The sequence below is a fragment of the uncultured Microbacterium sp. genome, assembly GCF_947489255.1.
GTDB classification, from domain to species: Bacteria; Actinomycetota; Actinomycetes; order Actinomycetales; family Microbacteriaceae; genus Microbacterium; species Microbacterium phycohabitans.
The window spans coordinates 1-23,095 of sequence record NZ_CANLCY010000002.1; the positions used below are offsets into that span (position 1 = coordinate 1).

Annotated in this window: 21 protein-coding genes and 1 tRNA gene; 17 read left to right on the plus strand and 5 right to left on the minus strand. The window is 71.2% G+C overall.

The features are described from left to right. Nucleotides 1–235 precede the first annotated feature (235 nt). Nucleotides 236–835 (plus strand): gamma carbonic anhydrase family protein, encoded by a 600-nt coding sequence (locus Q0818_RS03935; RefSeq protein ID WP_298871702.1) that lies wholly within the window; start codon nt 236–238, stop codon nt 833–835. Nucleotides 836–930: 95 nt separating this feature from the next. Here Q0818_RS03935 and Q0818_RS03940 read toward each other — a convergent pair whose 3' ends face one another. Then, nucleotides 931–3,603: a phosphoenolpyruvate carboxylase gene (locus Q0818_RS03940; RefSeq protein WP_298871704.1), complete on the minus strand. Its 2,673-nt coding sequence runs from the start codon at nt 3,601–3,603 to the stop codon at nt 931–933. Nucleotides 3,604–3,952: 349 nt separating this feature from the next. Here Q0818_RS03940 and Q0818_RS03945 point away from each other — a divergent pair, with 349 nt between their 5' ends. Then, a complete protein-coding gene (locus Q0818_RS03945; protein ID WP_298873121.1) occupies nt 3,953–4,546 on the plus strand; it encodes a MazG family protein in 594 nt (197 codons plus the stop codon). A gap of 180 nt (nt 4,547–4,726) precedes the next feature. After that, the gene (gene hisS / locus Q0818_RS03950; RefSeq protein ID WP_298873122.1) at nt 4,727–5,974 is read left to right on the plus strand and encodes a histidine--tRNA ligase; all 1,248 of its coding nucleotides are present in this window, start codon (nt 4,727–4,729) and stop codon (nt 5,972–5,974) included. 47 nt (nt 5,975–6,021) lie between these two features. Here the strand turns inward: hisS and Q0818_RS03955 are convergent, their stop codons facing one another. Next, nucleotides 6,022–6,879, minus strand: a complete 858-nt coding sequence (locus tag Q0818_RS03955) for a helix-turn-helix transcriptional regulator (protein WP_298871706.1) — start codon at nt 6,877–6,879, stop codon at nt 6,022–6,024. A gap of 122 nt (nt 6,880–7,001) precedes the next feature. On the opposite strand from Q0818_RS03955, the gene Q0818_RS03960 reads away from it, so the two are divergent. The 11 genes from Q0818_RS03960 (at nt 7,002) to Q0818_RS04010 (ending at nt 17,598) form a co-directional block, all read left to right on the plus strand. Beyond that, nucleotides 7,002–8,444: an MFS transporter gene (locus Q0818_RS03960; protein ID WP_298871708.1), complete on the plus strand. Its 1,443-nt coding sequence runs from the start codon at nt 7,002–7,004 to the stop codon at nt 8,442–8,444. Nucleotides 8,445–8,572: 128 nt separating this feature from the next. Next, nucleotides 8,573–9,370, plus strand: coding sequence for an SGNH/GDSL hydrolase family protein (locus tag Q0818_RS03965; protein ID WP_366943105.1), 798 nt, complete (start codon nt 8,573–8,575; stop codon nt 9,368–9,370). Between the two features lie 123 nt (nt 9,371–9,493). Further along, nucleotides 9,494–10,285, plus strand: coding sequence for a cytochrome c oxidase assembly protein (locus Q0818_RS03970; RefSeq protein ID WP_298871714.1), 792 nt, complete (start codon nt 9,494–9,496; stop codon nt 10,283–10,285). Nucleotides 10,286–10,316: 31 nt separating this feature from the next. Further along, nucleotides 10,317–10,985, plus strand: coding sequence for an O-methyltransferase (locus Q0818_RS03975; protein ID WP_298871719.1), 669 nt, complete (start codon nt 10,317–10,319; stop codon nt 10,983–10,985). A gap of 182 nt (nt 10,986–11,167) precedes the next feature. After that, nucleotides 11,168–12,448 (plus strand): phosphopyruvate hydratase, encoded by a 1,281-nt coding sequence (gene eno, locus Q0818_RS03980; protein ID WP_298871722.1) that lies wholly within the window; start codon nt 11,168–11,170, stop codon nt 12,446–12,448. Nucleotides 12,449–12,712: 264 nt separating this feature from the next. After that, a complete protein-coding gene (locus tag Q0818_RS03985) occupies nt 12,713–13,321 on the plus strand; it encodes a septum formation initiator family protein (RefSeq protein ID WP_298871724.1) in 609 nt (202 codons plus the stop codon). Nucleotides 13,322–13,424: 103 nt separating this feature from the next. Beyond that, nucleotides 13,425–13,943 (plus strand): DUF501 domain-containing protein, encoded by a 519-nt coding sequence (locus Q0818_RS03990; protein WP_298871728.1) that lies wholly within the window; start codon nt 13,425–13,427, stop codon nt 13,941–13,943. Further along, entirely contained in the window at nt 13,940–15,259 is a 1,320-nt protein-coding gene (locus Q0818_RS03995) for a S8 family serine peptidase (RefSeq protein ID WP_298871730.1), read from the plus strand. Before Q0818_RS03990 ends, Q0818_RS03995 begins: the two co-directional genes overlap by 4 nt. Beyond that, complete coding sequence (locus tag Q0818_RS04000; protein ID WP_298871733.1) at nt 15,256–16,656, plus strand: FAD-dependent oxidoreductase; 1,401 nt, start codon at nt 15,256–15,258, stop codon at nt 16,654–16,656. Before Q0818_RS03995 ends, Q0818_RS04000 begins: the two co-directional genes overlap by 4 nt. 197 nt (nt 16,657–16,853) lie before the next feature. Then, nucleotides 16,854–16,926: transfer RNA gene (locus Q0818_RS04005), tRNA-Leu, on the plus strand. A 102-nt stretch (nt 16,927–17,028) separates the two neighbouring features. Beyond that, a complete protein-coding gene (locus Q0818_RS04010) occupies nt 17,029–17,598 on the plus strand; it encodes a LemA family protein (RefSeq protein ID WP_298871736.1) in 570 nt (189 codons plus the stop codon). A gap of 44 nt (nt 17,599–17,642) precedes the next feature. Here Q0818_RS04010 and Q0818_RS04015 read toward each other — a convergent pair whose 3' ends face one another. Beyond that, complete coding sequence (locus Q0818_RS04015) at nt 17,643–18,884, minus strand: crosslink repair DNA glycosylase YcaQ family protein (RefSeq protein ID WP_298871738.1); 1,242 nt, start codon at nt 18,882–18,884, stop codon at nt 17,643–17,645. Between the two features lie 69 nt (nt 18,885–18,953). Between Q0818_RS04015 and Q0818_RS04020 the strand changes: the two genes are divergently transcribed. Then, nucleotides 18,954–20,144, plus strand: a complete 1,191-nt coding sequence (locus Q0818_RS04020) for an AI-2E family transporter (protein WP_298871740.1) — start codon at nt 18,954–18,956, stop codon at nt 20,142–20,144. Continuing rightward, nucleotides 20,141–21,370 (plus strand): threonine ammonia-lyase, encoded by a 1,230-nt coding sequence (gene ilvA / locus Q0818_RS04025; protein WP_298871741.1) that lies wholly within the window; start codon nt 20,141–20,143, stop codon nt 21,368–21,370. Before Q0818_RS04020 ends, ilvA begins: the two co-directional genes overlap by 4 nt. 304 nt (nt 21,371–21,674) lie before the next feature. Here ilvA and greA read toward each other — a convergent pair whose 3' ends face one another. Further along, entirely contained in the window at nt 21,675–22,166 is a 492-nt protein-coding gene (greA, locus tag Q0818_RS04030) for a transcription elongation factor GreA (protein WP_298871742.1), read from the minus strand. Nucleotides 22,167–22,272: 106 nt separating this feature from the next. Next, entirely contained in the window at nt 22,273–22,668 is a 396-nt protein-coding gene (locus tag Q0818_RS04035; protein WP_298871743.1) for a DUF4307 domain-containing protein, read from the minus strand. Between the two features lie 63 nt (nt 22,669–22,731). Here Q0818_RS04035 and Q0818_RS04040 point away from each other — a divergent pair, with 63 nt between their 5' ends. Further along, nucleotides 22,732–23,007, plus strand: a complete 276-nt coding sequence (locus Q0818_RS04040) for a hypothetical protein (RefSeq protein WP_298871746.1) — start codon at nt 22,732–22,734, stop codon at nt 23,005–23,007. The last annotated feature ends 88 nt before the right edge of the window (nt 23,008–23,095 follow it).

Sequence of the window (23,095 nt, forward strand, 5' to 3'; positions counted from 1 at the left end):
GACCCTGTGGGAGAGTAGGACACCGCCGGACTTCCTTTAACGAAATGGCCACCCAACGCTGGGTGGCCATTTCGCATATACGGGGGACATTCCCCGTGAGATGACAGCGCCGGTACGCACCCTCCGTGGACACGGGGGACGCGTATCGGCGCTTCGTCGTACCCGGACGGCGACGTGCTCGCGGCTCGGTGAGGCACGGGTCTACGCTGTGCATCACCGACCGGAAGGACACTCGATGCTGTTCGCACACCTGGGATCGGAACCGCATATCCACCCCGATGCGGTGCTCGCGCCGACCGCGGTCATCAGCGGAGACGTGACGGTGGCCGCGGGCTGTCAGGTGCTGCACGGAGCCGTCATCACGGCGGAGGGCAGTCCGATCGTCCTGGGGGAGAACACGATCGTGATGGAGAACGCCCTCGTGCGGGCGAGTTCCACCCACGCAGTCCACGTCGGCGCGCACACGCTCGTCGGCCCGATGGCGAGCATCGCCGGGGCGGACATCGGCGAAGAGGTGTTCCTCGCCACGGGAACGCGCGTCTTCAACGGCGCCGAGATCGGTGACCGGAGCGAAGTGCGCATCAACGCCGTGGTGCACCTCCGCACCGTGCTCCCGCCGGAAACCGTCGTGCCGATCTCCTGGGTGGCCGTGAGGGATCCCCTGCTGATCCTTCCGCCCGATTGTCATGAAGAGATCTGGGCGGCGCAGAAGGAGCTCGACTTCCCCGGGTACGTCTTCGGTCTGGACCGCGAGACGCCGGATCTCATGGTGCAGCTCACCGAGCGTTACGGCCGCAGCCTCTCCCGCCACGGGACGGATCGCCGAATCGACTGACTCGGCGTGGCGATGGCCGCGACGCTGTCGGCGTGAGACGACGATGCGCCGACCCCTCGTGAGGAGGAGCCGGCGCATCGACGGGGCGGAGTCGCTCAGCCGGTGTTCTGCAGGCCGGCCGCGACACCGCTGACCGACAGCAGCAGGAGGCGCTGGTGTTCGGCATCCGGAGTCGGATTCTCTGCATCGACGTCGCGCAGGGCGCGAAGCGCCCGCAGCTGGAGGAGCGACAACGCGTCGACGTAGGGGCTGCGCATCTTGACCGCGCGCTGGAGGATGGGCTTGTTGCCGAGCAGGTCGCCGCCGGTGATGCGCTCGACCCAGGAGCGGGTGAGAAGCATCTCGTCCATGACGAGCTGGGCGAGGTCGTCGCGGTCGCCGAGCGCGAGGTAGCGCCGGGCGATACGCTCGTCGGCCTTCGCGAGGCTCATCGCGACGTTGTCGATCATCGTGCGGAACAGCGGCCACTGCTCGTACGCCTCGCTGAGACGCTGCGCGTCGCCGACGGCGTCGAGAGCGCTGCCGAGCCCGAACCAGCCGGCGAGGTTGATGCGTGCCTGCGTCCACGAGAACACCCACGGGATGGCGCGGAGGTCTTCGAGCGACTCGACCGAGAGGCCGCGACGGGCGGGCCGGGAGCCCAGCGCGAGATGCCCGAGCTCCTCCATCGGCGTGACCGTGGCGAACCACGGAGCGAAGCCGGGGGCCTTCACGAGAGCGAAGAAGCGCTCGCGCGAGGCCACGTCCATCTTCCGGGCGACGTCGGCGAAGGCGTCGGCGGCACCGCGGTTGCGGCGTTCGTTCGACGGCGAGGATGCCGTGAGCACCGCCGCGGCGACCTGGTCGATGTGACGCATCGCGATGTCGGGGTCGCCGTAGCGGGCGAAGATGACCTCGCCCTGTTCGGTGAGCTTGAAGCGACCGTCGACCGAGTGCGGGGGCTGCGCGAGGATCGCGGAGTTCGCGGGACCGCCGCCGCGCCCGAGGGCACCGCCACGTCCGTGGAAGAGCGTGAGCTCGATCCCCTCGGCCTGGGCCCACGTCGAGATCTTCGCCTGCGCCTCGTAGAGCGCGAGGTTGGCGGCGACGGGGCCGACGTCCTTCGAGGAGTCGGAATAGCCGAGCATGACCTCGAGGCGGCGACCGGTGGCATCCAGTCGGGACACGAAGGCCGGGTGCGACACGATCTCGGCGAGGATGCCGGGGGCGGCCTGCAGGTCGGCGAACGTCTCGAAGAGCGGGATGACGTCGAGCACGGGAGGCTGCTCGCCGGGGCCCACCGCGAAGGTCGCGAGCTCGTGGACGTTGGCGAGATCCTGCGCCGACTGCGTGAACGACACGATGTAGCGGCCGGCGGCGCGCGGTCCGAAGCGCTCCTGCACATAGGCGATCGAGCGGAAGACCTCGAGCACCTCCTCGGTCAGCTCGCTGCGCGCGTCGCCGGCACGGAGCTCGTCGAGCACCTTGCGGTGCACAGCCGAGTGCTGGCGCACCTCGAGTTCGGTGAGGTGGAAGCCGTAGGTCTCGACCTGCCATACGAGGCGCTGGAGTGCACCGTAGGCCTGTCGAGCGGCACCCGCGGCGACGAGGGAGTCCTGCACGCAGCGCAGGTCGGCCAGCAGGTGCTCGGGATCGCGGTAGGCGAGGTCGGCGTTGCGCGTGCGGGTCGCGGCGATCTTGCGGGCGAGCAGCAGCAGGATGCGGCGGTGCGGTTCGTCGGGGGAGCGTTCGGCGATCTCCGCGGCGGCGTCTTCGTCGGCCGCGCGCAGGCGGTGCCACAGTGCGACGAGGGCGTCACTGGGCGGGGTGGTCTCGGCATCCAGGGTCAATCCGCGACCCACGCGCTGCGTCGTCCGCTCGAGGCCCAGCAGCACGTGCTCGCTGGCGATCGCGGCGGCCTTGCGCGTGACGGACGCCGTGACGAACGGGTTGCCGTCGCGGTCGCCGCCGACCCAGGAGCCGACCCGCACGAAGGGCTTCACGATGGGAACGCGGGCCCCGGCGTTCTCGCCCTGGAGGATGTCGTCGATGCGGCGGTAGACCCGGGGCACGGCCGTGTAGAGGGTCTCGTCGAAGACCGCCATCACCGAGCGCACCTCGTCGACCGGCGACGGCTTCTCGCGGCGCAGCGGAGCGGTGCGCCAGAGCGTGTCGATCTCCTCGAGCATGCGGCGCTCGGCGCGGCGGCTCTCGCTGTCGTTGCCGGCGGCGTCGTCGTGCTCGGCGAGCAGCTCGGAGAGGCGACGGATGCTGGTGGAGATCGCCCGCCGGCGCGCCTCGGTGGGGTGGGCGGTGAAGACGGGGTGGAAGCGCAGGGACTGCAGGCGCTCGAGCGCCGTCTCGCGCCCGACCTCGCCGGCCAGACGGTCGAACGCCGCGGCGATCGTGTCGGGCGTGCCGGAGCGCGAGGGCGCGTCACCGCGTTCGCGCAGGACGCGGACGCGCTGGTGCTCCTCGACGAGGTTGACGAGGTGGAAGTACGCCGTGAAGGCGCGGGCCACCTCGTCGGCGCGCTCGATCGAGAACCCGTCGGCGATGGCCGCGGCTCGCTCGAACGCCTCCGAAGTCTCGTCGGTGTAGGCCTGGATCGTCGCCGTGCGCAGCCGCTCGACGTCGTCGTACAGTCCGGGGGAGCCGCTCTCCTGAAGGACGCGGCCGAGGAGCGATCCGAGCAGGCGCACGTCGGCGCGCATCTGCTCGGGCAGTTCCTGGCCGGCTTCGAAGCGGCCCACGAGGTCGATGGCCTCGGTCGGGGTCAGTTCACGCACACGCCCCAGATTATCCGCGTCCTGTTGCGTGCAGATCACGTGTGACGTTCCTCGACGGCCACACGGGCCGAACTCCGGACTTTCTCCGGGATCGAGGGCCCGCGGCCAGAGGAATTGGCGACGTCGGCCGTGCGGCATCCGGAAATCTCCGGAGGTCGGTGCACGGAGACCAGGAACAGGCCGACGGATGCCGGGTCGGTCGCGATCGGGAAGGGGCTCGGCGCGTGCGTTTCGGCACGTCAGGAGCCTGCGACCGTCGGGCCGGGGCATACTCGCTGTCGACGGGGCCGCCGGGCCCGCGGAGGGAGAGACCGTGAGCGACGACGCCCTGCGGGAAGCCGCCGAGACCATGCGTGCGGTGCGCGAGCGCTGCGTGTGGACGCAGCAGATCGATCACCGCGACCTCGTGCCGTACCTGGTGGAGGAGAGCGCCGAGGTCATCGACGCGGTCGAGACCGGAACACGGGCCGATCTCAGGGAGGAGCTCGGCGACCTGCTGTGGCAGGTGCTCTTTCACGCCGAGATCGCGGCGGGCGATGCCGACGAGCCGTTCGACATCGACGACGTCGCGCGCGGGCTCACCGAGAAGATGGTGCGCCGGCATCCGCACGTCTTCGCGGATGCCGTGGCATCCACCCCCGAAGAAGTGCTCGTGCACTGGAACGCCGCGAAGGCGGCCGAGAAGCGCGAGCGCACGAGCGTGCTCGACGGCGTCAGCGAGCACATGCCGTCGCTCGCCCTCGCGCAGAAGCTCGTGGGCAAGGCGGCGCAGGTCGGGGTGCCGGCGCCGTCGCACCACCTCAGGGATCCGGAGACCGAGGCCGAGCTCGGCGATGCGCTGCTGACGCTGGTGCAGTTCGCGCGCGCGCACGGCTGGGATGCCGAGCGCGCGCTGCGCGAGCGCCTCCGCGCGCTGCGTGCCGACGTGCGCGCGGCGGAGTAGGGGGCCGTCTCGCCGGTCGACTGACGCCCCCGTTCGAGCGCACATGATCGGGTCGAGGGTGCCCGGCGCGGCGAGGCGGGAGAGGGTGACCTCGCGCTGAACGCGTGATCTCGGGCGCGCGGGGGACGGCCGGGAGCCTGGAACAATGGACGGGTGGCATCCGTGAACCCGCCGCGCGGCATGCGCGACTTCCTCCCCGCCGACAAGGCCCGTCGCGAGCGCGTGCTCGCCGTCATCCGGGAGCGCTACCGCGCGCACGGTTTCGACGAGATCGAGACCCCCGTCATGGAGGAGTACTCCCGTCTGCACGCCGGTCTCGGCGGCGACAACGAGAAGCTGTCGTTCAGCATCCTCAAGCGGGGGATGGATGCCGAGGGCATCCGCGCCGCAGCCGACGACCCGGCGGCCCTCGCCGACCTGGGTCTGCGCTACGACCTCACCGTTCCGTTGGCGCGCTTCTACGCGACCAACCGTGCGCAGCTGCCCACCGTCTTCCGGGCGATCCAGATGGCGCCGGTGTGGCGCGCGGAGCGCCCCCAGAAGGGGCGCTACCGCCAGTTCATGCAGTGCGACATCGACATCATCGGCGACGCCTCGGCGCGCGCCGAGGCGGAGTTGATGGTCGCGAGTCTCGACGTGCTCGACACGCTGGGACTCGAGGGCGGTTCGATCCGCGTGAACGACCGCCGGGTGCTCGACGCGATGCTCGACGCGTTCGGCTTCGCTCCGGACGAGCGGCCGGGAGTGCTCATCACCGTCGACAAGCTCGACAAGATCGGCCCGTCGGGCATCGTCGCGGAGCTCCGCGACCGTGAGGCGAGCGGCCCCGCCGTGGACGCCCTCGCCGCCTATCTCGACCGACCCGCCGCCACCCCCTCGTTCGACGATGCCGGCATCCGCGCGGCCCTGCCGGACGGCATCCCCGACGAGGTCATCGCTCATCTCGTCTCGCTCGGCGAGACCGTGGCCGCGGCGCGCGGTGCGGACGCACCGCTGGTGTTCGACCCGTTCCTCGTGCGCGGCATGGGGTACTACACCGGCACTATCTTCGAGCTCGCCCACCCGAGCGTCGACTACTCCCTCGGCGGGGGCGGCCGATACGACGGCATGATCGGGCGGTTCCTCGGCCAGCAAGTACCGGCGGTGGGCTTCTCGATCGGGTTCGAGCGGATCGTCGACCTGCTGCCCGACGACGGTGCCGACGGGGAGCGCTCCGTCGTGCTCGTGCACGACCGGGACGTTCCGCTGGACCGACTGGTCGCGCTGAAGAGCCGCCTCGTCGCCGACGGTGCGCGCGTGCGCCTCGAGCAGCGTGTGAAGAACATGAAGGCCCTGCTGGAGCGCTCTGCGGCCGACGGGTACACCGCGTTCGCCTCGGTGGCCACCGAGACCACCGCCGACTCCCTGGAGCTCAAGCCCCTCTCGTGAGCGCGACGCTCGCGTCGCGCCGCTGACGAGGCGGACCCGTGCCGGGATCAGGCCGCGGCGCTGACCAGGGCTTCGCTCGGGCGCTCGGCGGCGAGCCGTTCCAGACGCTCGGCGGTCGCGGCATCGCGGGGCGAGAACCACACCACGCGCGATCCGAGGGCCTCGTCGATCCACAGGCTCGACATCTCGAGGTGCAGCTCGCCGACGCGGGGGTGCACGAGATGCTTGGGGGCGTTGCGTTCCCCGCCGACGTCGCCCAGACGCCAGAGCTCGCCGAAGCGCGGGGACTCCGCGTCGAGCTCGGCGACGAAGCGCTGCCACGACGCTTCGTCGTGGTGGCGGCCGTAGGCGGCGCGCAGGCGGGCGGCGATGCGTCGCTGCGCGTGGTCGAGGTCGACGTGGGCCCGCTGCCACGCGGAGTCGGTGAACAGCAGCACGGCGCAGTTGCGGCGCTCGACGGGCAGGTCGTCGAGGTCGTCGAAGAGGTAGCGGTAGGACCGGTTGTACGCGCGGATGTCGAACCGCGACGTCTGCACCGCGGCGGGGTAGGGCATGAGCTTCTCGAGCAGATCGAGGTGCGTCTGCCCGACGCACATCCGCGCCGCACGGTCGGGGAGGGGGAGGTCGGCGAGGGCGAAGAGGTGGTCGCGCTCGTCATCGCTCAGCAGGAGCGCGCGGGCGATCGCCGTGACGACCTGAGCCGAGGCGGCGATCGGGCGCCCCTGCTCGAGCCAGGTGTACCAGGTCAGCCCCACCCCGGCGAGCTGGGCGACCTCTTCTCGGCGCAGTCCCGCGACCCGGCGCCGGGTTCCGTCGGGCAGACCGACGTCGGCGGGGCGCAGGCGCGCACGACGACTGCGCAGGAACGCCGCGAACTCCGCGCGGACATCGTCGGACCGGGTCATGGGATCCTCCTCCGGCGATCCTAGAACCGCGCCGATGGCTCGCCCGCCCCCTGGGGAGTGCTGTCAGTACCAGGATGACGGGGCTCCTGGTACCAGGATGCCGCGCCTTCCATGCTGGCACCATGACCACCTCCGCACAGCCGTCGACCGGCAGCGCCCCGGTGCCGATCCGCCCCCAGGCCGACGACGTGCCGACCTGGCGCTACCTCGGCTTCCTGCTCGGGCCGGGCGCCGGCACCTTCGCCTTCAACGCCGTCACCGTGATCCTCCCGACGCTCCGGGAGCGGTTCGCCGCCGGCGACATCGCCCTCGAACTCGTCATCGCGGCGTACGGCATCCCGTTCGCGGTGCTGCTGATCCTCGGCGGACGACTAGGCGACCGCTTCGGACGCCACCGGCTGTACACGCTCGGAATGGGACTGTTCCTGGTGTCGGCGATCGCGTGCGCCCTGGCCCCGTCGATCGAGACGCTGATCGCGGCCCGGGTCGTCCAGGGTGTGGGAGCGGCGCTGTGCACGCCGCAGGTGCTCGGCACGATCCAGGCGACCTCGCGCGGAGCGGCGCGCACCCGCGCGATCGCCGCCTTCGGCGCGAGCGGCGGAATCGGCGCCGCCGTGGGCCAGGTGGCCGGAGGCGCTCTCGCGGCCCTGTCGTTCGGTCCCGTCGAGGGCTGGCGCGCGGTGTTCGTCGTCGTCGCCCTCATCGCGGTCGCGGCGATCTCGTTCGCACCGCTCGCACCGCGCTCCCGCTCGCACGAGGTGGTGGCCATCGACCTCATCGGGACCGCGGCGCTCGCCGTCGGCATCCTCGCGGCGTCCGTGGCTCTCACCTTCGGACCGGTGTGGAACTGGTCGTGGCCCGTCGCGGTGGCCCTCGTCGTCGCCGCGGTCGCTTTCGTGGCGATGTGGCGGCACCAGGACGGCATCGAGCGGTCGGGGCGCGTGCCGTTGCTGCCGCCCAGCGTCCTGCGCCTGCGCCCCCTGCAGCTGGGGCTGATCGCGGCCGCACTGTTCTTCGCCGGCTATTCGGCTCTGCTGTACGTCTTCCCGCGCGCCGTCGAGGCAGGCGGGCTGAGCTCGCTGCAGGCGGGGCTCGCGCTCCTGCCCTTCGCGGTGGTGTTCGCGGCCATGTCGCTCGCGGTCGCGCGGGTGCAGAGCCGGCTGGGGGACACGACGCTCGTGCTCGGGGTCGCCCTGCAGATCGTCGCGCTCATCGCCATGGCCGCGACCCTCGGCATCGCGTGGGGGAGCGACATCGGGCTGTGGTTGCAGCCCGCGCTGATCCTGCTCGGCGTCGGGCAGGCGTTGATCTTCTCGCCGCTCACGCAGCTCGTGGTGCGCGAGGTCCCCGTAGAGGCGGCGGGCCTGTCGGGCGGGATGTTCAGCACCGCCCAGCAGCTGGCGCTGTCGTTCGGCGTCATCGTCATCGGGGGCGTCGTGAGCGTCACCGGCGCCGCCGGGCGCGACGAGCTGATCGCGGGTCTCGCGCTCGACATCGCCCTCGCCGTCGCGGTGCTGGTGCTCGCGATCGTGCTGCGCGCCCGGAGCGCTCGAACCGCGGGCTGAACGCGCGCGGCGGGCGCGCGGCATCCGGTCGGGACTCAGGATGCCGGGAGCCCGCCGTCGCCGCGTCGTCACGGGGCGTCCACCGCTCGTTCACCGCGGCCCGGTGTCATCGGAGCATGCGTCGTCCGGTGACCGTGACCGCCGCCTCCGCGATCGCGCTCCTGGGCGCCGGTGCCGTGGGGCTGCGCACCCTCATCGCGCGCCAGGCGGCGATCGCCCGTCGCCGCATCGGCAAGCCGCTGGGGGAGCAGGCGCTCGACGCGGATCGGGTCTGGCGCGGCAAGAAGCACCCGGGGCGACCGGTCGAGCTGCTGCTGCTCGGGGATTCGATCGCGGCGGGCCTGGGCGCCGGGCATCGACGCGACACCCTCGGGGCGCGGTTGGCCAAGGGCATCGCTCGCGCCGCGGCGCGGCCGGTGCGACTGCGCACCGCGGCGGTCGTCGGCTCGGAGACCTCGGCGCTGGCCGGGCAGATCGCCGCACTCCCCGAGGGATATCGTCCGGATGCCGCGGTCATCGTCGTCGGCGGGAACGACGTGACCCACCGGATCCCGGCATCCCGTTCCGCGGGGCAGCTCGAGGAGGTCGTCCGCGGTCTGCGGGACGACGGGATCCCCGTCGTCGTGGGGACCTGCCCCGACCTCGGCACGCTGCGGGCGATCCCGCAGCCCCTGCGCGCGCTGGCCGCACGGTCGTCGCGGCAGCTCGCCGCGGCGCAAGCGGTGGCGGTGCACCGGGCGGGAGGCCGCGTCGTCGCCCTCGCCCGCGCCGTCGGACCCGTGTTCGCCGAGCGCCCCGACGAGATGTTCAGCGTCGACCGCTTCCACCCGAGCGCGCTCGGGTACCGGCGCACCGCCGAGGCCCTGCTGCCGGCGATCCTCGCGGCGCTCGAGATCGCGCCGGTCGCCGTCGAGGCGGACCGCTGAGCCCGCCTCGAGGGGGCGTCCCGGCTCCCGCATAGCTTCGCGGCCTAGCGTGCCCTCACGCCTCCCGTCGAAGACTTCCTCAGCACCTGGCGCGCCGACCCCCTCACGCTCGGCGTGCTGTTCGTGGCAGCCATCGCGTACCTGTTCGGCGTCCGCCGGGTGCGCCGCCGAGGAGAAGCCTGGCCGCTTCGGCGCTCGATCGGCTTCTTCGTCCTGGGCCTCCTTCCCTACGCCGTGATCGAGCTCGGGTTCCTCGGCGTGTACTCGGGGCAGCTGCGGTGGGCGTTCTCGACCCGCATCGCGCTGCTGATCTTCGCCGTCCCCGCCGGGATCGCGGCGGGCCGCCCCCTGGATCTCGCCCCCTCGCGGGTGCGGGAGCGCCTGCTGGCGTCACGCGTGACGCGCGTCTTCGGGAACGCGATGGTCGCCACCGTGGTCATCGCCGCGGTGTTCTGCCTCTTCCTCACGCCCGTGGCCGGCATCCTGCGCGTGAATGCGGTCGTCGAGGCCTCGCTCGGTGTCGTCGTTCCCCTCCTGGGGCTCGCGATGGTGCTGCCGATGATGGCGCTGGGAGCGGTGCACACCGGCACCTTCATCGCGATCGAGTTCCTCCTCGCCTTCGTCGAGCTCCTGATCGACTCCGTTCCGGGCCTGCTGATGCGCCTGAACGATTCGGTGCTCGATCTCATCCCGGATGCCGCGCAGGCGGTGTCATGGTGGCCGTCGACGCTGCACGACCAGCACCTCGCGGGCGACATGATCTGGTTCATCGCCGAGTTCGCGGACGTGCCGATCCTCGTCCTCCTGATGATCCGGTGGATGCGGTCGGACCGGGTCGAGGCGAAGGGCTTCGACGACCTCAGCGACGAGGAGTACGACCGGATGACGCGCGCGCACCTGCGCGGGGAGCGTTGACCCGCATCCTCCGTCGCGCCAGGCTGGGAGGGTGCCCACCCACGATGACGTCGACGCGTTCCTGACCGAGACGCTCCTCACGGCGGACCCGACCCTCGACGCCGCGCTGCGGGCGCAGCACGAGGCCGGCATGCCCGCGATCGAGGTCGCCCCGGTGAACGCCAAGTTCCTGCACCTGCTCACGCGCATCGCGGGCGCTCGCCGCGTGCTCGAGATCGGCACGCTCGGCGGGTACTCCACCATCTGGCTCGCCCGCGCCGTGGGCGCCGAGGGGCGGGTCGTCACGATCGAGGCCGAGCCCGCCAACGCCGCCGTCGCCCGGGCGAACCTGGAGCGGGCCGGAGTGGCCGATCGCGTGGAGATCCTGCTCGGTCGCGGTACGGAGGTGCTCCCGACCCTCGACGGGGGCGAGCCCTTCGACCTCGTCTTCATCGACGCCGACAAGGAGTCGAACACCGTCTACCTCGACTGGGCGGCGCGCCTGGGCCGCCCCGGCACGGTGATCGTGCTCGACAACGTCGTGCGCGGGGGAGAAGTGGCGGATGCCGGGACCGCCGACTCCAAGGTGCTCGGCGCGCGCCGGGGCATCGAGATGCTCGGCACCGACCCCCGTTTCGACGCGACGGCCCTGCAGACCCTCGACCGCAAGGGCTGGGACGGGATCGCGCTCGCGATCGTCGTGACCCCTGCGGCATCCTGACCCGGCAGCCCGATCGCCGGGTCTCCGACCCTGCCGAAGGGCCCGGGTCGCGCGGGCGCCGGTGGCTCGGACCTCCTGGCGGAGAAGCCGGCCCCACGCCCGCCGAGCGGGGTCACTAGACTCGACCACGGACCGACGACGCTCCGCCCCCTCTCCACCCAAGAACCAACGAGGAGTCCTTCGTGGCACTTATCGAGGCTGTCAACGCGCGCGAGATCCTGGATTCGCGCGGTAACCCGACCGTCGAGGTGGAGGTGCTCCTCGACGACGGCATCGTCCAGCGGGCGGCCGTCCCCTCCGGCGCGTCCACCGGCGCGTTCGAGGCCTACGAGCTGCGCGACGGCGACAAGGGCCGCTACAGCGGCAAGGGCGTGCTCAAGGCCGTCGCCGCGGTCGTCGACGAGCTCGGCCCCGCCATCGAGGGCGTCGAGGCCAGCGAGCAGCGCATCATCGACGAGATCCTCATCGAGACCGACGGCACCGAGAACAAGTCGCGCACCGGCGCCAACGCCATCCTCGGCGTCTCGCTCGCCGTCGCCAAGGCCGCCGCCGACAGCGCCGACCTGCCGCTGTTCCGCTACCTCGGCGGACCCAACGCCCACCTGCTGCCCGTCCCGCTGTTCAACGTCATCAACGGCGGCGAGCACGCCGACAACGGCATCGACTTCCAGGAGTTCTTCCTCGCGCCCATCGGCGCCGAGACCTACGGCGAGTCGCTGCGCTGGGGCACCGAGGTCTACCACGTCCTCAAGGGCGAGCTGAAGTTCGCGGGTTACAACACCGGCCTCGGCGACGAGGGCGGCTTCGCCCCCGACCTGCCCAGCAACCGCGAGGGCCTGGACTTCCTCATCCGCGCGATCGAGAAGGCCGGCTTCACCCCGGGCAAGGACATCGCCGTCGGCCTCGACGTCGCCGCCACCGAGTTCTACAAGGACGGCGTCTACACGGTCGAGGGCAAGGAGTGGAGCGTCGACACGCTCGTCGACTACTTCGCCGACCTCGTCGCCAACTTCCCGATCGTCACGATCGAAGACGCCCTCGCCGAGGACGACTGGGACGGCTGGAAGAAGCTGACGGATGCCATCGGCTCCAAGGTCCAGCTCGTCGGCGACGACCTGTTCGTCACCAACCCCAAGCGCCTGCAGCAGGGCATCGACCTCGGCGTCGCCAACTCGCTTCTGGTGAAGGTCAACCAGATCGGCACGCTCTCCGAGACGCTCGACGCGATCTCGCTGGCGACCCGCTCGGGCTACACCTCGATGCTGTCGCACCGCTCGGGTGAGACCGAGGACACCACGATCGCCGACCTGGCCGTCGCGGTCAACGCCGGCCAGATCAAGACCGGTGCCCCCGCGCGCAGCGAGCGCGTCGCGAAGTACAACCAGCTGCTGCGCATCGAGGAAGAGCTCGGCGCCGCCGCCGTCTTCGCCGGCCGCTCGGCGTTCCCCCGCTTCAAGGGCTGAGCGTCTGACACGTGAGGAGGGGGAGCCCGACGGCTCCCCCTCCTTCGTCGTTCCCGGGCCACGGCGCCGTCGTGCCGCGGGCCGGGGCGCGTTCGCGAGGTCGATCCCGTGGCATCCGCTCGACGAGGGACGCGGGGGAGACCGATCCTGTGGGCTCGGCTCGACGGAGCACGCGGCGTGGCCCACGGGGAACGCCGGGGCCGCCGACGTAGACTCGCCTGCGGTCCGGGCACGTGTGCACCGGGCGGATGAGAGGGGCTGGACGTGGATCGACCGACACTGCCGCCCCGCAAGACGCCCGCTCCCCGGCCGGCCGCCGGGAAGAAGGCGCCGCGCCGCCAGCCCGCCTCGACGCCCTCGCGGCGCACGCCGACCTCGCGGCCGGCCACGCGCCCCCGTCTCGACGTGCGCGAGTGGCTCGGCAAGGTGCGCATCTCGGGCTTCGTCGTCATCATGCTGGGCCTGGTCGTGCTCGGCACGTTCGTCCTGGTGCCGACCGTGGGCACGTACATGGATCAGCGCCAGCAGATCCAGGCGCTGCGCAGCGCCGTCGCCCTGAGCCAGTCGGAGGTCGCCGACCTGCAGACGCAGCGCGAGCGGTGGTCCGACCCGGCGTACATCCGGACGCAGGCGCGCGAGCGTCTCGGCTACACCTTCCCCGGCGAGGTGGTGTACCTCATCGACAACGACCTGCCCGCCTCGGCGACGCCGCAGGAGCAGGCCGACGTGAGCGACGACGTCGGGCAGACCCGGACGGACTGGATGGCGCAGCTCGTGCGCTCGGTCGCCGCATCTGGAGCGGCGCAGGTGGCGGTGCCGTCCCTCCAGATCGGCGTGCCCGACCCGTCTCCGTCGGAGACACCGGCCGGCTGAATCCGCGTCCGGTGACCTTCCGGTGGTCGGCTCCGCCCGCCTCCGCGATGAGGCGCCGACGGCTCCGGGCGCGGTGTCGGACACGCCGGGTACCCTGGCAGAGATGACTACCGCACCGCTTCCTCCCGCTTCCGACGCCGACCTCGCCGTTCTGCAGGCGCAGCTCGGCCGTGTCCCGCGCGGGGTCATCGGCATCGCCGCACGGTGCGCGTGCGGCAACCCGACGGTCGTGGCCACCTCTCCGCGACTCGACGACGGCAGCCCGTTCCCCACGTTCTACTACCTCACCCACCCCGCCGCGACCGCGGCGATGTCGGTGCTCGAGGCCGGGCATGTCATGAAGGAGTTCTCCGACGAGCTCGCGGAAGACGAGGAGCTGCAGGCCGCCTATCGCCTGGCGCACGAGGCGTACCTGCGAGACCGCGCCGCCTACGGCGAGCCCGAGGAGATCGCGGGCATCTCGGCCGGGGGGATGCCGACGCGCGTGAAGTGCCTGCACGCCCTCGCCGGCCACTCCCTGGCGGCGGGCCCGGGCGTCAACCCGATCGGCGATCGGGCTCTCGAGCGCGGTACCTGGTCACCCGAGCGATGCGAGTGCGAGAGCCCCGGGGCCGGCGGATGAAGCGCGTCGTCGTCGTCGTGGCATCCGTCATCCTCATGGCGGTGATGACCGGCGCGACGGCTTCTCCGGCGGCGACGTCGGGCCCGGTGCCCGAGGACCCCACCGATTCGGTGCGCGCCTCGGAGTATTGGCTCGACCAGTACGGCGTGCGCGAGGCGTGGAAGACCACGCGCGGGGCCGGTCAGAAGATCGCCATCATCGACACCGGCATCGCCCGCGGCCCCGCGGAATTCACCGGCGCGGTGGCCGCCGGCACCGACGTCTCGGGCGTGGGGTCATCCGACGGACGGACGCCGGTGGGAGCCGTGGATGCCAACCACGGCAGCTGGGTCGCCTCGCTCGCCGCGGCGCGCGGCACGGGCGACGGTCGCGGCATGATCGGCGTGGCGCCCGAGGCCGAGCTGCTCTCGATCTCCGTCGGCTTCGGCGCCTCGAGCACCAAGCCGTTCTCCGAGCAGATCGCCGAGGCGATGACGTGGGCGGTCGACAACGGTGCGACCGTCATCAACCTCTCGCTGACCACCAACACCCTCGACTGGGACACCAGCTGGGACACCGCGTTCGAGTACGCCTTCGACAACGACGTCGTGGTGGTGGTCGCCGCGGGAAACCGGGGGAGCGGCACCGACCGCGTGGGCGCCCCGGCCACGATCCCCGGCGTCCTCGCCGTCGGCGGCGTCGATCCGAACGGCACCGCGAGCAACAGCGCCTCGACCCAGGGCATCACGATCGGGCTCTCCGCCCCCAGCGAGCGGCTCATCGGCGTCTCGTCCGACGGCACCCTGGTGGGGTGGAACGGCACCAGCGGAGCGGCGCCGATCGTCGCGGGCATCGCCGCGCTGGTGCGCGCGGCCCACCCGGAACTCGACGCGAACAACGTGCTGAACCGGCTCATCCAGACCGCCAAGCCCGCGGCCGGCGCGACGAGCGTGCCCGACAAGCTGTACGGCTACGGACTGGTGGATGCCGCCGGCGCGGTGTCGGCGAGGGTCGACACGGTCAGCGAGAACCCGCTCGGCAGCCTGAAGGAATGGATCCGCCTGTACCGTCGCGCCGATGCCGAACCGGCGCCCGAGCCGACGGCGAGTCCGGTCGAGATCCCGGCTCTGCCGCCGGTCGACTCGGCGCCCGAGGCCGGTTCGCCTCTTCTCCCGTCGCGCGATAGCGTGCTGTACGGATCGTTGCCGCTCGGGGGTGCCACGCTGGCCGCTATAATGATTGCGCTCGGCGTCAGTGCTGCTGCCCGGCGAATCCGACAGGCGCGCACCTCCCGCGAGCCGAGCCGCACCACAAACGAGGAGTCCCTCCCATCGTGACCACTACCGTGCCCAGAATCCTCATCGTCGGTGGGGGCTACGCAGGTTTCTACACCGCCTGGAAGCTCGAGAAGCTCCTCGGGCGTGGCGAGGCCGAAGTCACGCTCGTCGACCCGCTGCCGTACATGACGTACCAGCCGTTCCTCCCCGAGGTGGCCGCCGGTGAGATCGAGCCGCGCCACGTCGTGGTCGGCCTGCGTCGCCACCTCAAGCGCACCACCGTCATCGCGGGCAAGGTCACGGGCATCTCGCACGCGACCAAGACCGCCACGATCACCCCGATCGCGGGTGACGAGACCTTCGAGCAGGGCTACGACCAGATCGTCGTGACCGCCGGCGCCGTCTCGCGCACGTTCCCGATCCCCGGGATCGCCGACAACGCGATCGGTCTGAAGACCATCGAAGAGGCCGTCGCCATCCGCGACCGCCTCACGTCGAACTTCGACAAGGCCTCGGTGCTTCCCGCCGGTCCCGAGCGCGATCGTCTGCTGACCGTCGTCGTCGTCGGCGGCGGCTTCGCCGGCATCGAGGTGTTCGCCGAGCTGCGCGCCTACGCGTCGTCGCTGCTCAAGCAGTACCCCACGCTGGCGTTCGACGACACGCACTTCCACCTCATCGAGGCCATGGGTCGGATCATGCCCGAGGTGTCGCAGAAGACGAGCGAGTGGGTGCTCGCCGACCTCGCGAAGAAGGGTGCGTTCGTGCACCTCGACACGCAGGTCAAGGGCGCCGTCGACGGTGTCATCGAGCTGTCCACCGGTGAGCAGCTGCCCACCGACCTCATCATCTGGACCGCCGGCGTCATGGCCAACCCGACGGTGGTGCGCGGCAGCGACCTCCCGGTCGAGGAGCGCGGTCGCATCCGCACCCGCCCCGACCTGCGCGTGGGCACCGACGAGGAAATCGTCGAGGGCGCCTGGGCCGCCGGTGACGTCTCGGCCGTTCCCGACCTGTCGGGCGGCGGCGTGGGCGGCTTCTGCGTCCCCAACGCCCAGCACGCGGTGCGTCAGGGCAAGCTCATGGCGAAGAACCTCGTGGCCGTGCTGCGCGGCGAGGAGCCCAAGCAGTACAACCACAAGAACCTCGGTGCCGTCGCCGGTCTGGGGCTGTACAACGGCGCGTTCCAGTCGGGCAACATCGCCCTGACCGGTCTGATCGCCTGGTTCGCCCACCGCGGCTACCACGGCCTGGCCATGCCCACGTGGGAGCGCAAGTTCCGCGTCATCGGCGACTGGATCCAGAACTTCGTCCACGGCCGCGAGGTCGTGTCGCTCGAGGCCGTGCAGAAGCCCCGTGCGGCGTTCGAGGAGTTCGCGGCGCGTCCGCGCCCGGCCGCTCCCGCGGCCGACGCTCCGGCCCCGGCCGAGAAGAAGGCCGAGCCCGTCGCGGCGAAGTAACCTCTTCCCGTTCGAGACCCCCGTGCCCTCGAGGCGCGGGGGTCTCGTCGTCCCGCCATGCGGCCGGCGCGTGCGTGGTCAGCTCGATTCGCGTCGTCGTGCGGAGGTCGAGCCCGCCACGCCGGATCGGGGCCCCGGTCGATCCGCCGGACGGGCGTCGGCGGACGCGAGCCGCCCCGCGCTACGGTGGATGACGGGCCCCCGTAGCCCAATGGCAGAGGCAGGCGACTTAAAATCGCTTCAGTGTGGGTTCGAGTCCCACCGGGGGTACGGCATCCATCGCATCCGCTGAGAGTCCCCGCCCGGCTCCGTGCCGCCGACCGGCCCGCAGTTACACTGAAGGGCAATCTCTCGAACGGAGTGTGGGGACTTATGTGGGAGTGGCTCGTACCGGTCATCGTGATCGTCGGCATCCTGGTCATCGCCGGCATCTACCTGTGGGCCACGTACAACGCCCTCGTGTCGCTCAACGTGCGCGTCGACGAGGCGTGGAGTGACATCACGGTCCAGCTGAAGCGTCGCGCCGACCTGCTGCCCAACCTCATTGAAACGGTGAAGGGGTACGCGGCCCACGAGAAGGCGGTCTTCGAGAACGTCACCCGGGCCCGCGCCGAAACGCTGAACGTCGAGAGCCCCGCCGAGGCGGGTGTCGCCGAAGGACACATGCAGCAGGCGCTGAAGTCGCTCTTCGCCGTGGCCGAGGCGTATCCGCAGCTGCAGGCGAGCCAGAACTTCCTCGCTCTGCAGCAGGCGATCGTCGACACCGAAGACAAGATCCAGGCGTCGCGCCGGTTCTACAACGGCGGTGTGCGCGAACTCAACACCAAGATCAAGGTGTTCCCGAACAACCTCTTCGCCCGTCAGCTCGGCTTCCACGAGCGCGAGTTCTTCGAGGTCATCGACGGTGCGGCCATCTCCGAGCCGCCTCGCGTGCAGTTCTGACGCTCCAGAGAAGCGCCCTCTCCGCTGGTCGGAGGGGGCGCTTCTCAGTTCGAGCGTCCGTCGGGATGCTCGTGCCGCTCGGCCGAGAGCGCGCCGGCGATCGCGTCGGCGGCGTCGCCCCACCGCGCCACCGTCACCCGCTCGAGGCCCTGCCAGCGCGCGGCGGTGCGCAGCTCGGCGGCGACGCGCTCGGCGGCATCCGGGGGAGCACCGTGCTCCCACCATGCAGACTGCACGCGCAGGGCGCTCGCCCCGCGGTCGGCTTTGAGATCGAGTCGACCCACGACGTCGTCTCCGACGAGCACCGGGAGCGAGTAGTAGCCGAACCGGCGCTGGGGTGCCGGGGTGTAGATCTCGATGCGGTAGTCGAAGTCGAAGAGACGCTCCGCACGATCGCGGAACCAGACGACGGGGTCGAAGGGCGTGAGCAGCGCGGTGGCATCGACCCTGCGGGGGCGCGCGGCGTCGCGATGCAGCCATGCCTTCGCGGGACGCCCGCCGACGGACCACCCCTCGACGTGGACGGGCTGGAGCTCGCCCGCGTCGACGAGGTCGTGCAGGGCCGCCATGACCGCCGGCCGGTCGCGGATGCGCCAGTAGTCGGCGAGGTCGGAGGCCGTCGCCACGCCGTAGGCCACCGACGCCCTCCGGACGAGCTCGCGGATGGCCTCGTCGCGCGGGACGTGCGTCTCGAGCGCCGACGCGGGCAGCACATCGGATGCCAGTGCATAGCGACGCTCGAATCCGCGGCGTCCCGCGATCGCGACGTCGCCGAACAGCCACAGGCGCTCCAAGCCGTTCTTGACGTCGTCCCACCCCCACCACGACCCGCGAGACCCGCTACGGGCGTCATGGTCGATCTGGGCGGGGCGCAGTGGCCCCCGTTCGGCGAGCTCATCGCGCAGCCACTGCAGGAGGGGCTGGTTCGCCTGCGCCCACGCGTCGCCGGCGTACTTGCGCCGCAGGTCGTCACGACGGAACTGCAGGAGCGGCCAATCCTCGGTCGAGACGAGGGATGCCACGTGCGCCCACGATTCCACCCAGCGCGGGCGGCGCGAGAAGGCCAGGGCGTCGAGGAGCGACGTGTCGTAGGCGCCGAGGCGGGCGAAGAGCGGCATATAGTGCGAGCGCGAGAAGACGTTGACGGAGTCGATCTGGAGGATGCGCATGCGACGCAGGGTCGCCGTGATGTGGCGCGTGCCGACCGTTTCGGGCCTCGGCCGGGCGAAGCCCTGAGCGGCGAGGGCGATGCGGCGTGCATCGGCGCGACGGAGCGTCGTGGTCATGCGTGCCACCGTATCCACAGCCTCCGACATCCAGCGTTCGCCGGGGGAGCGCGGCGGTAGGCTGACAAGATGAGTGGAACCGATCCCGAACCCCGTGGATCCTTCCTCGACGCCCTCAAACGACGCACCGTCTCGAGCGACCTGCAGCCCCCGGTCCCGCCGGCGCTGCGTCAGGCCACCGCCTACGCGTGGCGGTTGCTCGTGATCGCCGCCGCTCTCGGCGTCGTGATCTTCGTCGTCATCCAGCTGAAGCTCCTCGTCGTGCCCCTTCTCGTGGCGATCCTGGTGACCGCCCTGGTCTGGCCCGCGTTCTCCTTCCTCCTGCGTCATCGGTGGCCGAAGTGGCTCGCCATCGTCGTGACCGTGCTCGGCACGATCGCCCTCATCTCCGGACTCGTCTGGCTGGCCGTCTGGCAGATCACGCGCGAGTTCGGTTCCGTGCAGGAGCGGACCGTCGACGCCGTCTCGCAGTTCCGCCAGTACCTGATCGACGGGCCCCTGCACCTGAGCGCGCAGCAGATCGACGACGGTCTGCGCCAGGCGGGCACCTTCCTGCAGCAGCAGGCCGAGGTGCTGTGGACCGGCGCCCTCGCCATCGGCACCACGATCGGCCACGTCGGCACGGGCGTGCTGCTGACGCTGTTCATCCTCCTGTGCCTGCTCGCCGACGGAGGGGGCATCTGGCGGTGGACCACGCGCCTGTTCCCGCGTGTCGCCCGCCCCGCGGTCGACGGTGCCGGTCGCGCGGGATGGCGGACGGTCAAGAGCTACGCCCGCACGCAGTTGCTGGTGGCCACCATCGACGCCATCGGCATCGGCCTCGGCGCGTTCCTCCTCGGCGTGCCGCTCTCGATCCCGATCGGCGTGCTCGTCTTCCTCGGTGCGTTCATCCCGTTCGTGGGAGCCGTGGCGACGGGAGCCCTGGCGGTGTTCATCGCGCTGGTCTACAACGGGCCGCTCGTGGCGCTGTTCATGCTGATCGTTGTGCTGGGCGTGCAACAGATCGAGAGCCACGTGCTGCAGCCGATCCTCATGGGCTCGGCCGTCAAGGTGCACCCGCTGGCCGTCGTGCTGGTCGTGGCCGGCGGCGCGATGATCGGCGGGATCGCCGGCGCGCTGTTCGCCGTGCCGCTCGCCGCGTTCGTCAACGTCGTCGCCGTGTACCTCAGCTCGAAGGCGTGGCAGCACGCCGGCCAAGACCTGGCATCCCGAGATCTCATCTGGCAGACCGTCCCGCGTGAGCGCGGAAGGAGATCATGAACGACACTCCCACTCTGGCCGAGTTCGAGGATGCCGCGCAGGCTCTGCGCGGCATCATCACGCGCACACCCCTCGACGAGTCGCTGCACCTGACCGACCTGCTCGGCGTGCCCGTGAACCTCAAGCTCGAGAACCTCCAGCGCACGGGCTCGTTCAAGATCCGCGGAGCGACCTATCGGTTGTCCCGGCTGACCCCGGAGGAGCGTGCGCGCGGTGTCGTGGCCGCCTCCGCCGGCAATCACGCCCAGGGCGTCGCGCTGGCCGCGCAACAGCTCGGCATCGCCGCGACGATCTTCATGCCGCTGGGTGTTCCCGTGCCCAAGCTGCTCGCGACGAAGGGTTACGGAGCTGAGGTGATCCTCGAGGGGGCCACCGTCGAGACCCCACTGCGCCTCGCCGCCGAGTTCGCCGAGCGTACCGGTGCGGTGCTGATCCACCCGTTCGACCACCGCGACATCGTCGTCGGTCAGGGCACTCTCGGCCTCGAGCTCGTCGAAGACATGCCCGACCTCGAGACGGTCATCGTCGGCATCGGCGGCGGCGGGCTCGCCGCCGGCGTCGCGGCGGCGGTCAAGGCCCGTGCGGCCGCGGAGGGGCGCGAGGTGCGCATCATCGGGGTGCAGGCGCACAACTCCGCCGCCTACCCCTCCTCGCTCGCAGCGGGTCGGCCGATGCAGGTCGAGACCACGCCGACCATCGCCGACGGCATCGCCGTCGCGCGGCCCGGCGACCTCCCGTTCGAGCTGATCCGTCAGTACGTCGACGAGGTCGTGACCGTCACCGAGGACGACATCGCGCGAGCCCTTCTCGTGCTGCTGGAGCGCGCCAAGCAGGTCGTCGAGCCCGCGGGCGCCGTGGGCGTGGCGGCCATCCTCGCGGGCAAGGTGAAGGCCAGCGGTCCGACCGTCACGATCCTGTCGGGCGGCAACATCGACCCTCTGCTGCTGCAGCGCGTAGTGGCGCACGGCCTGTCGGCATCCGGACGCTACATGTCGCTGCGCATCCCGCTTCCCGACCGGCCGGGGCAGCTCGCCCGCGTGTCGGAGCTGCTCGCGCAGGTGGGAGCGAACGTGATCGAGGTGCTGCACACGCGCCACGGCCAGGGACTGCAGATCAGCGAGGTGATCCTGCAGCTGAGCGTCGAGACGCGCGGGGCCGAGCACCGGGCGCTGGTCATCAAGACCCTGGAGGACGCCGGCTTCGTCGCCACCGTCGTACCCGACTGACGTCGGCGTCGCGCGGCGCGACGTGAGTCCGAGCGTGACGTGGGTCGGCGCGCGGGGCGAGGGCGCATCCTCAGCGATGCGCGTAGGTTCAGCTGCAGGGCCGCGATTCGGGCTGAGTTTCTGCGCATCGCTGAGTTTGTGTCGCGGGCTGTGTCGCGGGGCACACCCTCAGCGATGTGCGTAGGTTCAGCCGCGCGGCTGCGGTACGGGCTGAGTTCGTGCGCATCGCTGAGGTTGCGCGTCCGGGAAACGCCGCGAGCCGCCACCCCGGCAGCGGGGGAGCGGCTCGCGGACGGTGCGGCGCTTACTGGCCGGAGTAGGTCTCGACCTTGACGATCTCGACCGAGATCTCCTTGCCGTTGGGAGCGGTGTACGAACCCTTGTCGCCCTCCTTGAGGCCGAGGATCGCGGCGCCCAGCGGCGAGGCCTCGCTGTAGACGTCGAGCTCGGAGTTGGCCGCGATCTCGCGGTTGCCGAGGAGGAACTTCTCCTCGCCACCGGCGACGACAGCCGTGACGACGGTGCCCGACTCCACGATGCCGTGGCTCTCGGGGGCCTCGCCGACCTTGGCATCCTTCAGCAGCTGCTGGAGCGTGCGGATGCGCGCCTCCTGCTTGCCCTGCTCGTCTTTGGCGGCGTGGTAGCCGCCGTTCTCCTTGAGGTCGCCCTCTTCGCGAGCGGCCTCGATGCGCTTGGCGATCTCCTCGCGACCCGTGGTCGAGAGGTGCTCGAGCTCGTTGGCCAGGCGGTCGTAGGCGTCTTGCGTGAGGAACGTCACCTGAGCGTCGTTGGACACGGTTACTCCTTCGTCGAGGCGCTGACGGCAGGCGGTGTCGGGCCGTCGGCGGGGGATATGTCGAACGCCCCGGCATCGAGCCGGGGCGCGTCGTGATTCCGCGAGTTTACGGCACCCAGCAGGCGTTGACAAAACCCGTGGTCGCGAGCGACAGCGTCGGAATCTCCTCCGTGAAGGCCCGCGTGTGATCCTCGGATGCCGGGTACTCGACCACACGCCAACCGACGGTTCCGTGCTCCTCATCGCGGGCCTCGAGGGCGCAGGCGACGGGTCGACCGGTGGGCGCGGTGATCTGGAACGTGGAGGTGACGGTGCGGTCATCGACGACCGTGTATCCGGTGTCGGTGGCCGTGACCGCGTTCAGGCTGTTCGACACCGTCGTCCAGCCCAGGAAGCCGACCGCCCCAAGGGCGAGGACGCCCACGATCGACCACCCCACGATGCGTCGCCGCGGGGAACGCGTGCGCCCGTAGCGGTCGTCGAGTTGGGCTTGCGTCGTCATGCTCTCTCCGGGCTTTAGGCTGGACTTCCAGGCTACGCGCTTCCGCCCGGACCGAAGGACTCCATGCTTCCCGTGATCGTCGCTCTCGCGACAACGCCCTCCCCGGCCGTCACCCCCGACGAGTCGATCGTCACGCCCGGGCCGCTCGGATTCGCCGCGATCGCCTTCATCGGCATCGCCGTGTTCCTGCTCGTCTGGGACATGCTGCGACGCATCCGCCGTGGACGCTACCGCGAGGAGGTCAACGCGGAGCTGGATGCCGAGGAGCAGGCCCGCGCGGCCGAGCGAGCCGGCGACGTCGACGACGAAGACATCGACCCCGCCGCTCCGCGCCGCTGATCCCGGGCCGCGAGCCGACGGCATCCGGAACTCCGCCTCGCGTGAGTCGCCAGGGATCGTCGCCTCGCGCGAATAAGAAGCGACGAAT

Excerpts from the sequence above, each read along its gene's own strand:
- Q0818_RS03935 (WP_298871702.1), top strand. The coding sequence starts at position 236 with ATGCTGTTCGCACACCTGGGATCGGAACCGCATATCCACCCCGATGCG.
- Q0818_RS03945 (WP_298873121.1), top strand. The coding sequence starts at position 3,953 with ATGCGTGCGGTGCGCGAGCGCTGCGTGTGGACGCAGCAGATCGATCAC.
- hisS (WP_298873122.1), top strand. The coding sequence starts at position 4,727 with ATGCGCGACTTCCTCCCCGCCGACAAGGCCCGTCGCGAGCGCGTGCTC.
- Q0818_RS03955 (WP_298871706.1), bottom strand. The coding sequence starts at position 6,879 with ATGACCCGGTCCGACGATGTCCGCGCGGAGTTCGCGGCGTTCCTGCGC.
- Q0818_RS03960 (WP_298871708.1), top strand. The coding sequence starts at position 7,002 with ATGACCACCTCCGCACAGCCGTCGACCGGCAGCGCCCCGGTGCCGATC.
- Q0818_RS03990 (WP_298871728.1), top strand. The coding sequence starts at position 13,425 with ATGACTACCGCACCGCTTCCTCCCGCTTCCGACGCCGACCTCGCCGTT.
- Q0818_RS03995 (WP_298871730.1), top strand. The coding sequence starts at position 13,940 with ATGAAGCGCGTCGTCGTCGTCGTGGCATCCGTCATCCTCATGGCGGTG.
- Q0818_RS04010 (WP_298871736.1), top strand. The coding sequence starts at position 17,029 with ATGTGGGAGTGGCTCGTACCGGTCATCGTGATCGTCGGCATCCTGGTC.
- Q0818_RS04015 (WP_298871738.1), bottom strand. The coding sequence starts at position 18,884 with ATGACCACGACGCTCCGTCGCGCCGATGCACGCCGCATCGCCCTCGCC.
- Q0818_RS04020 (WP_298871740.1), top strand. The coding sequence starts at position 18,954 with ATGAGTGGAACCGATCCCGAACCCCGTGGATCCTTCCTCGACGCCCTC.
- ilvA (WP_298871741.1), top strand. The coding sequence starts at position 20,141 with ATGAACGACACTCCCACTCTGGCCGAGTTCGAGGATGCCGCGCAGGCT.
- Q0818_RS04035 (WP_298871743.1), bottom strand. The coding sequence starts at position 22,668 with ATGACGACGCAAGCCCAACTCGACGACCGCTACGGGCGCACGCGTTCC.
- Q0818_RS04040 (WP_298871746.1), top strand. The coding sequence starts at position 22,732 with ATGCTTCCCGTGATCGTCGCTCTCGCGACAACGCCCTCCCCGGCCGTC.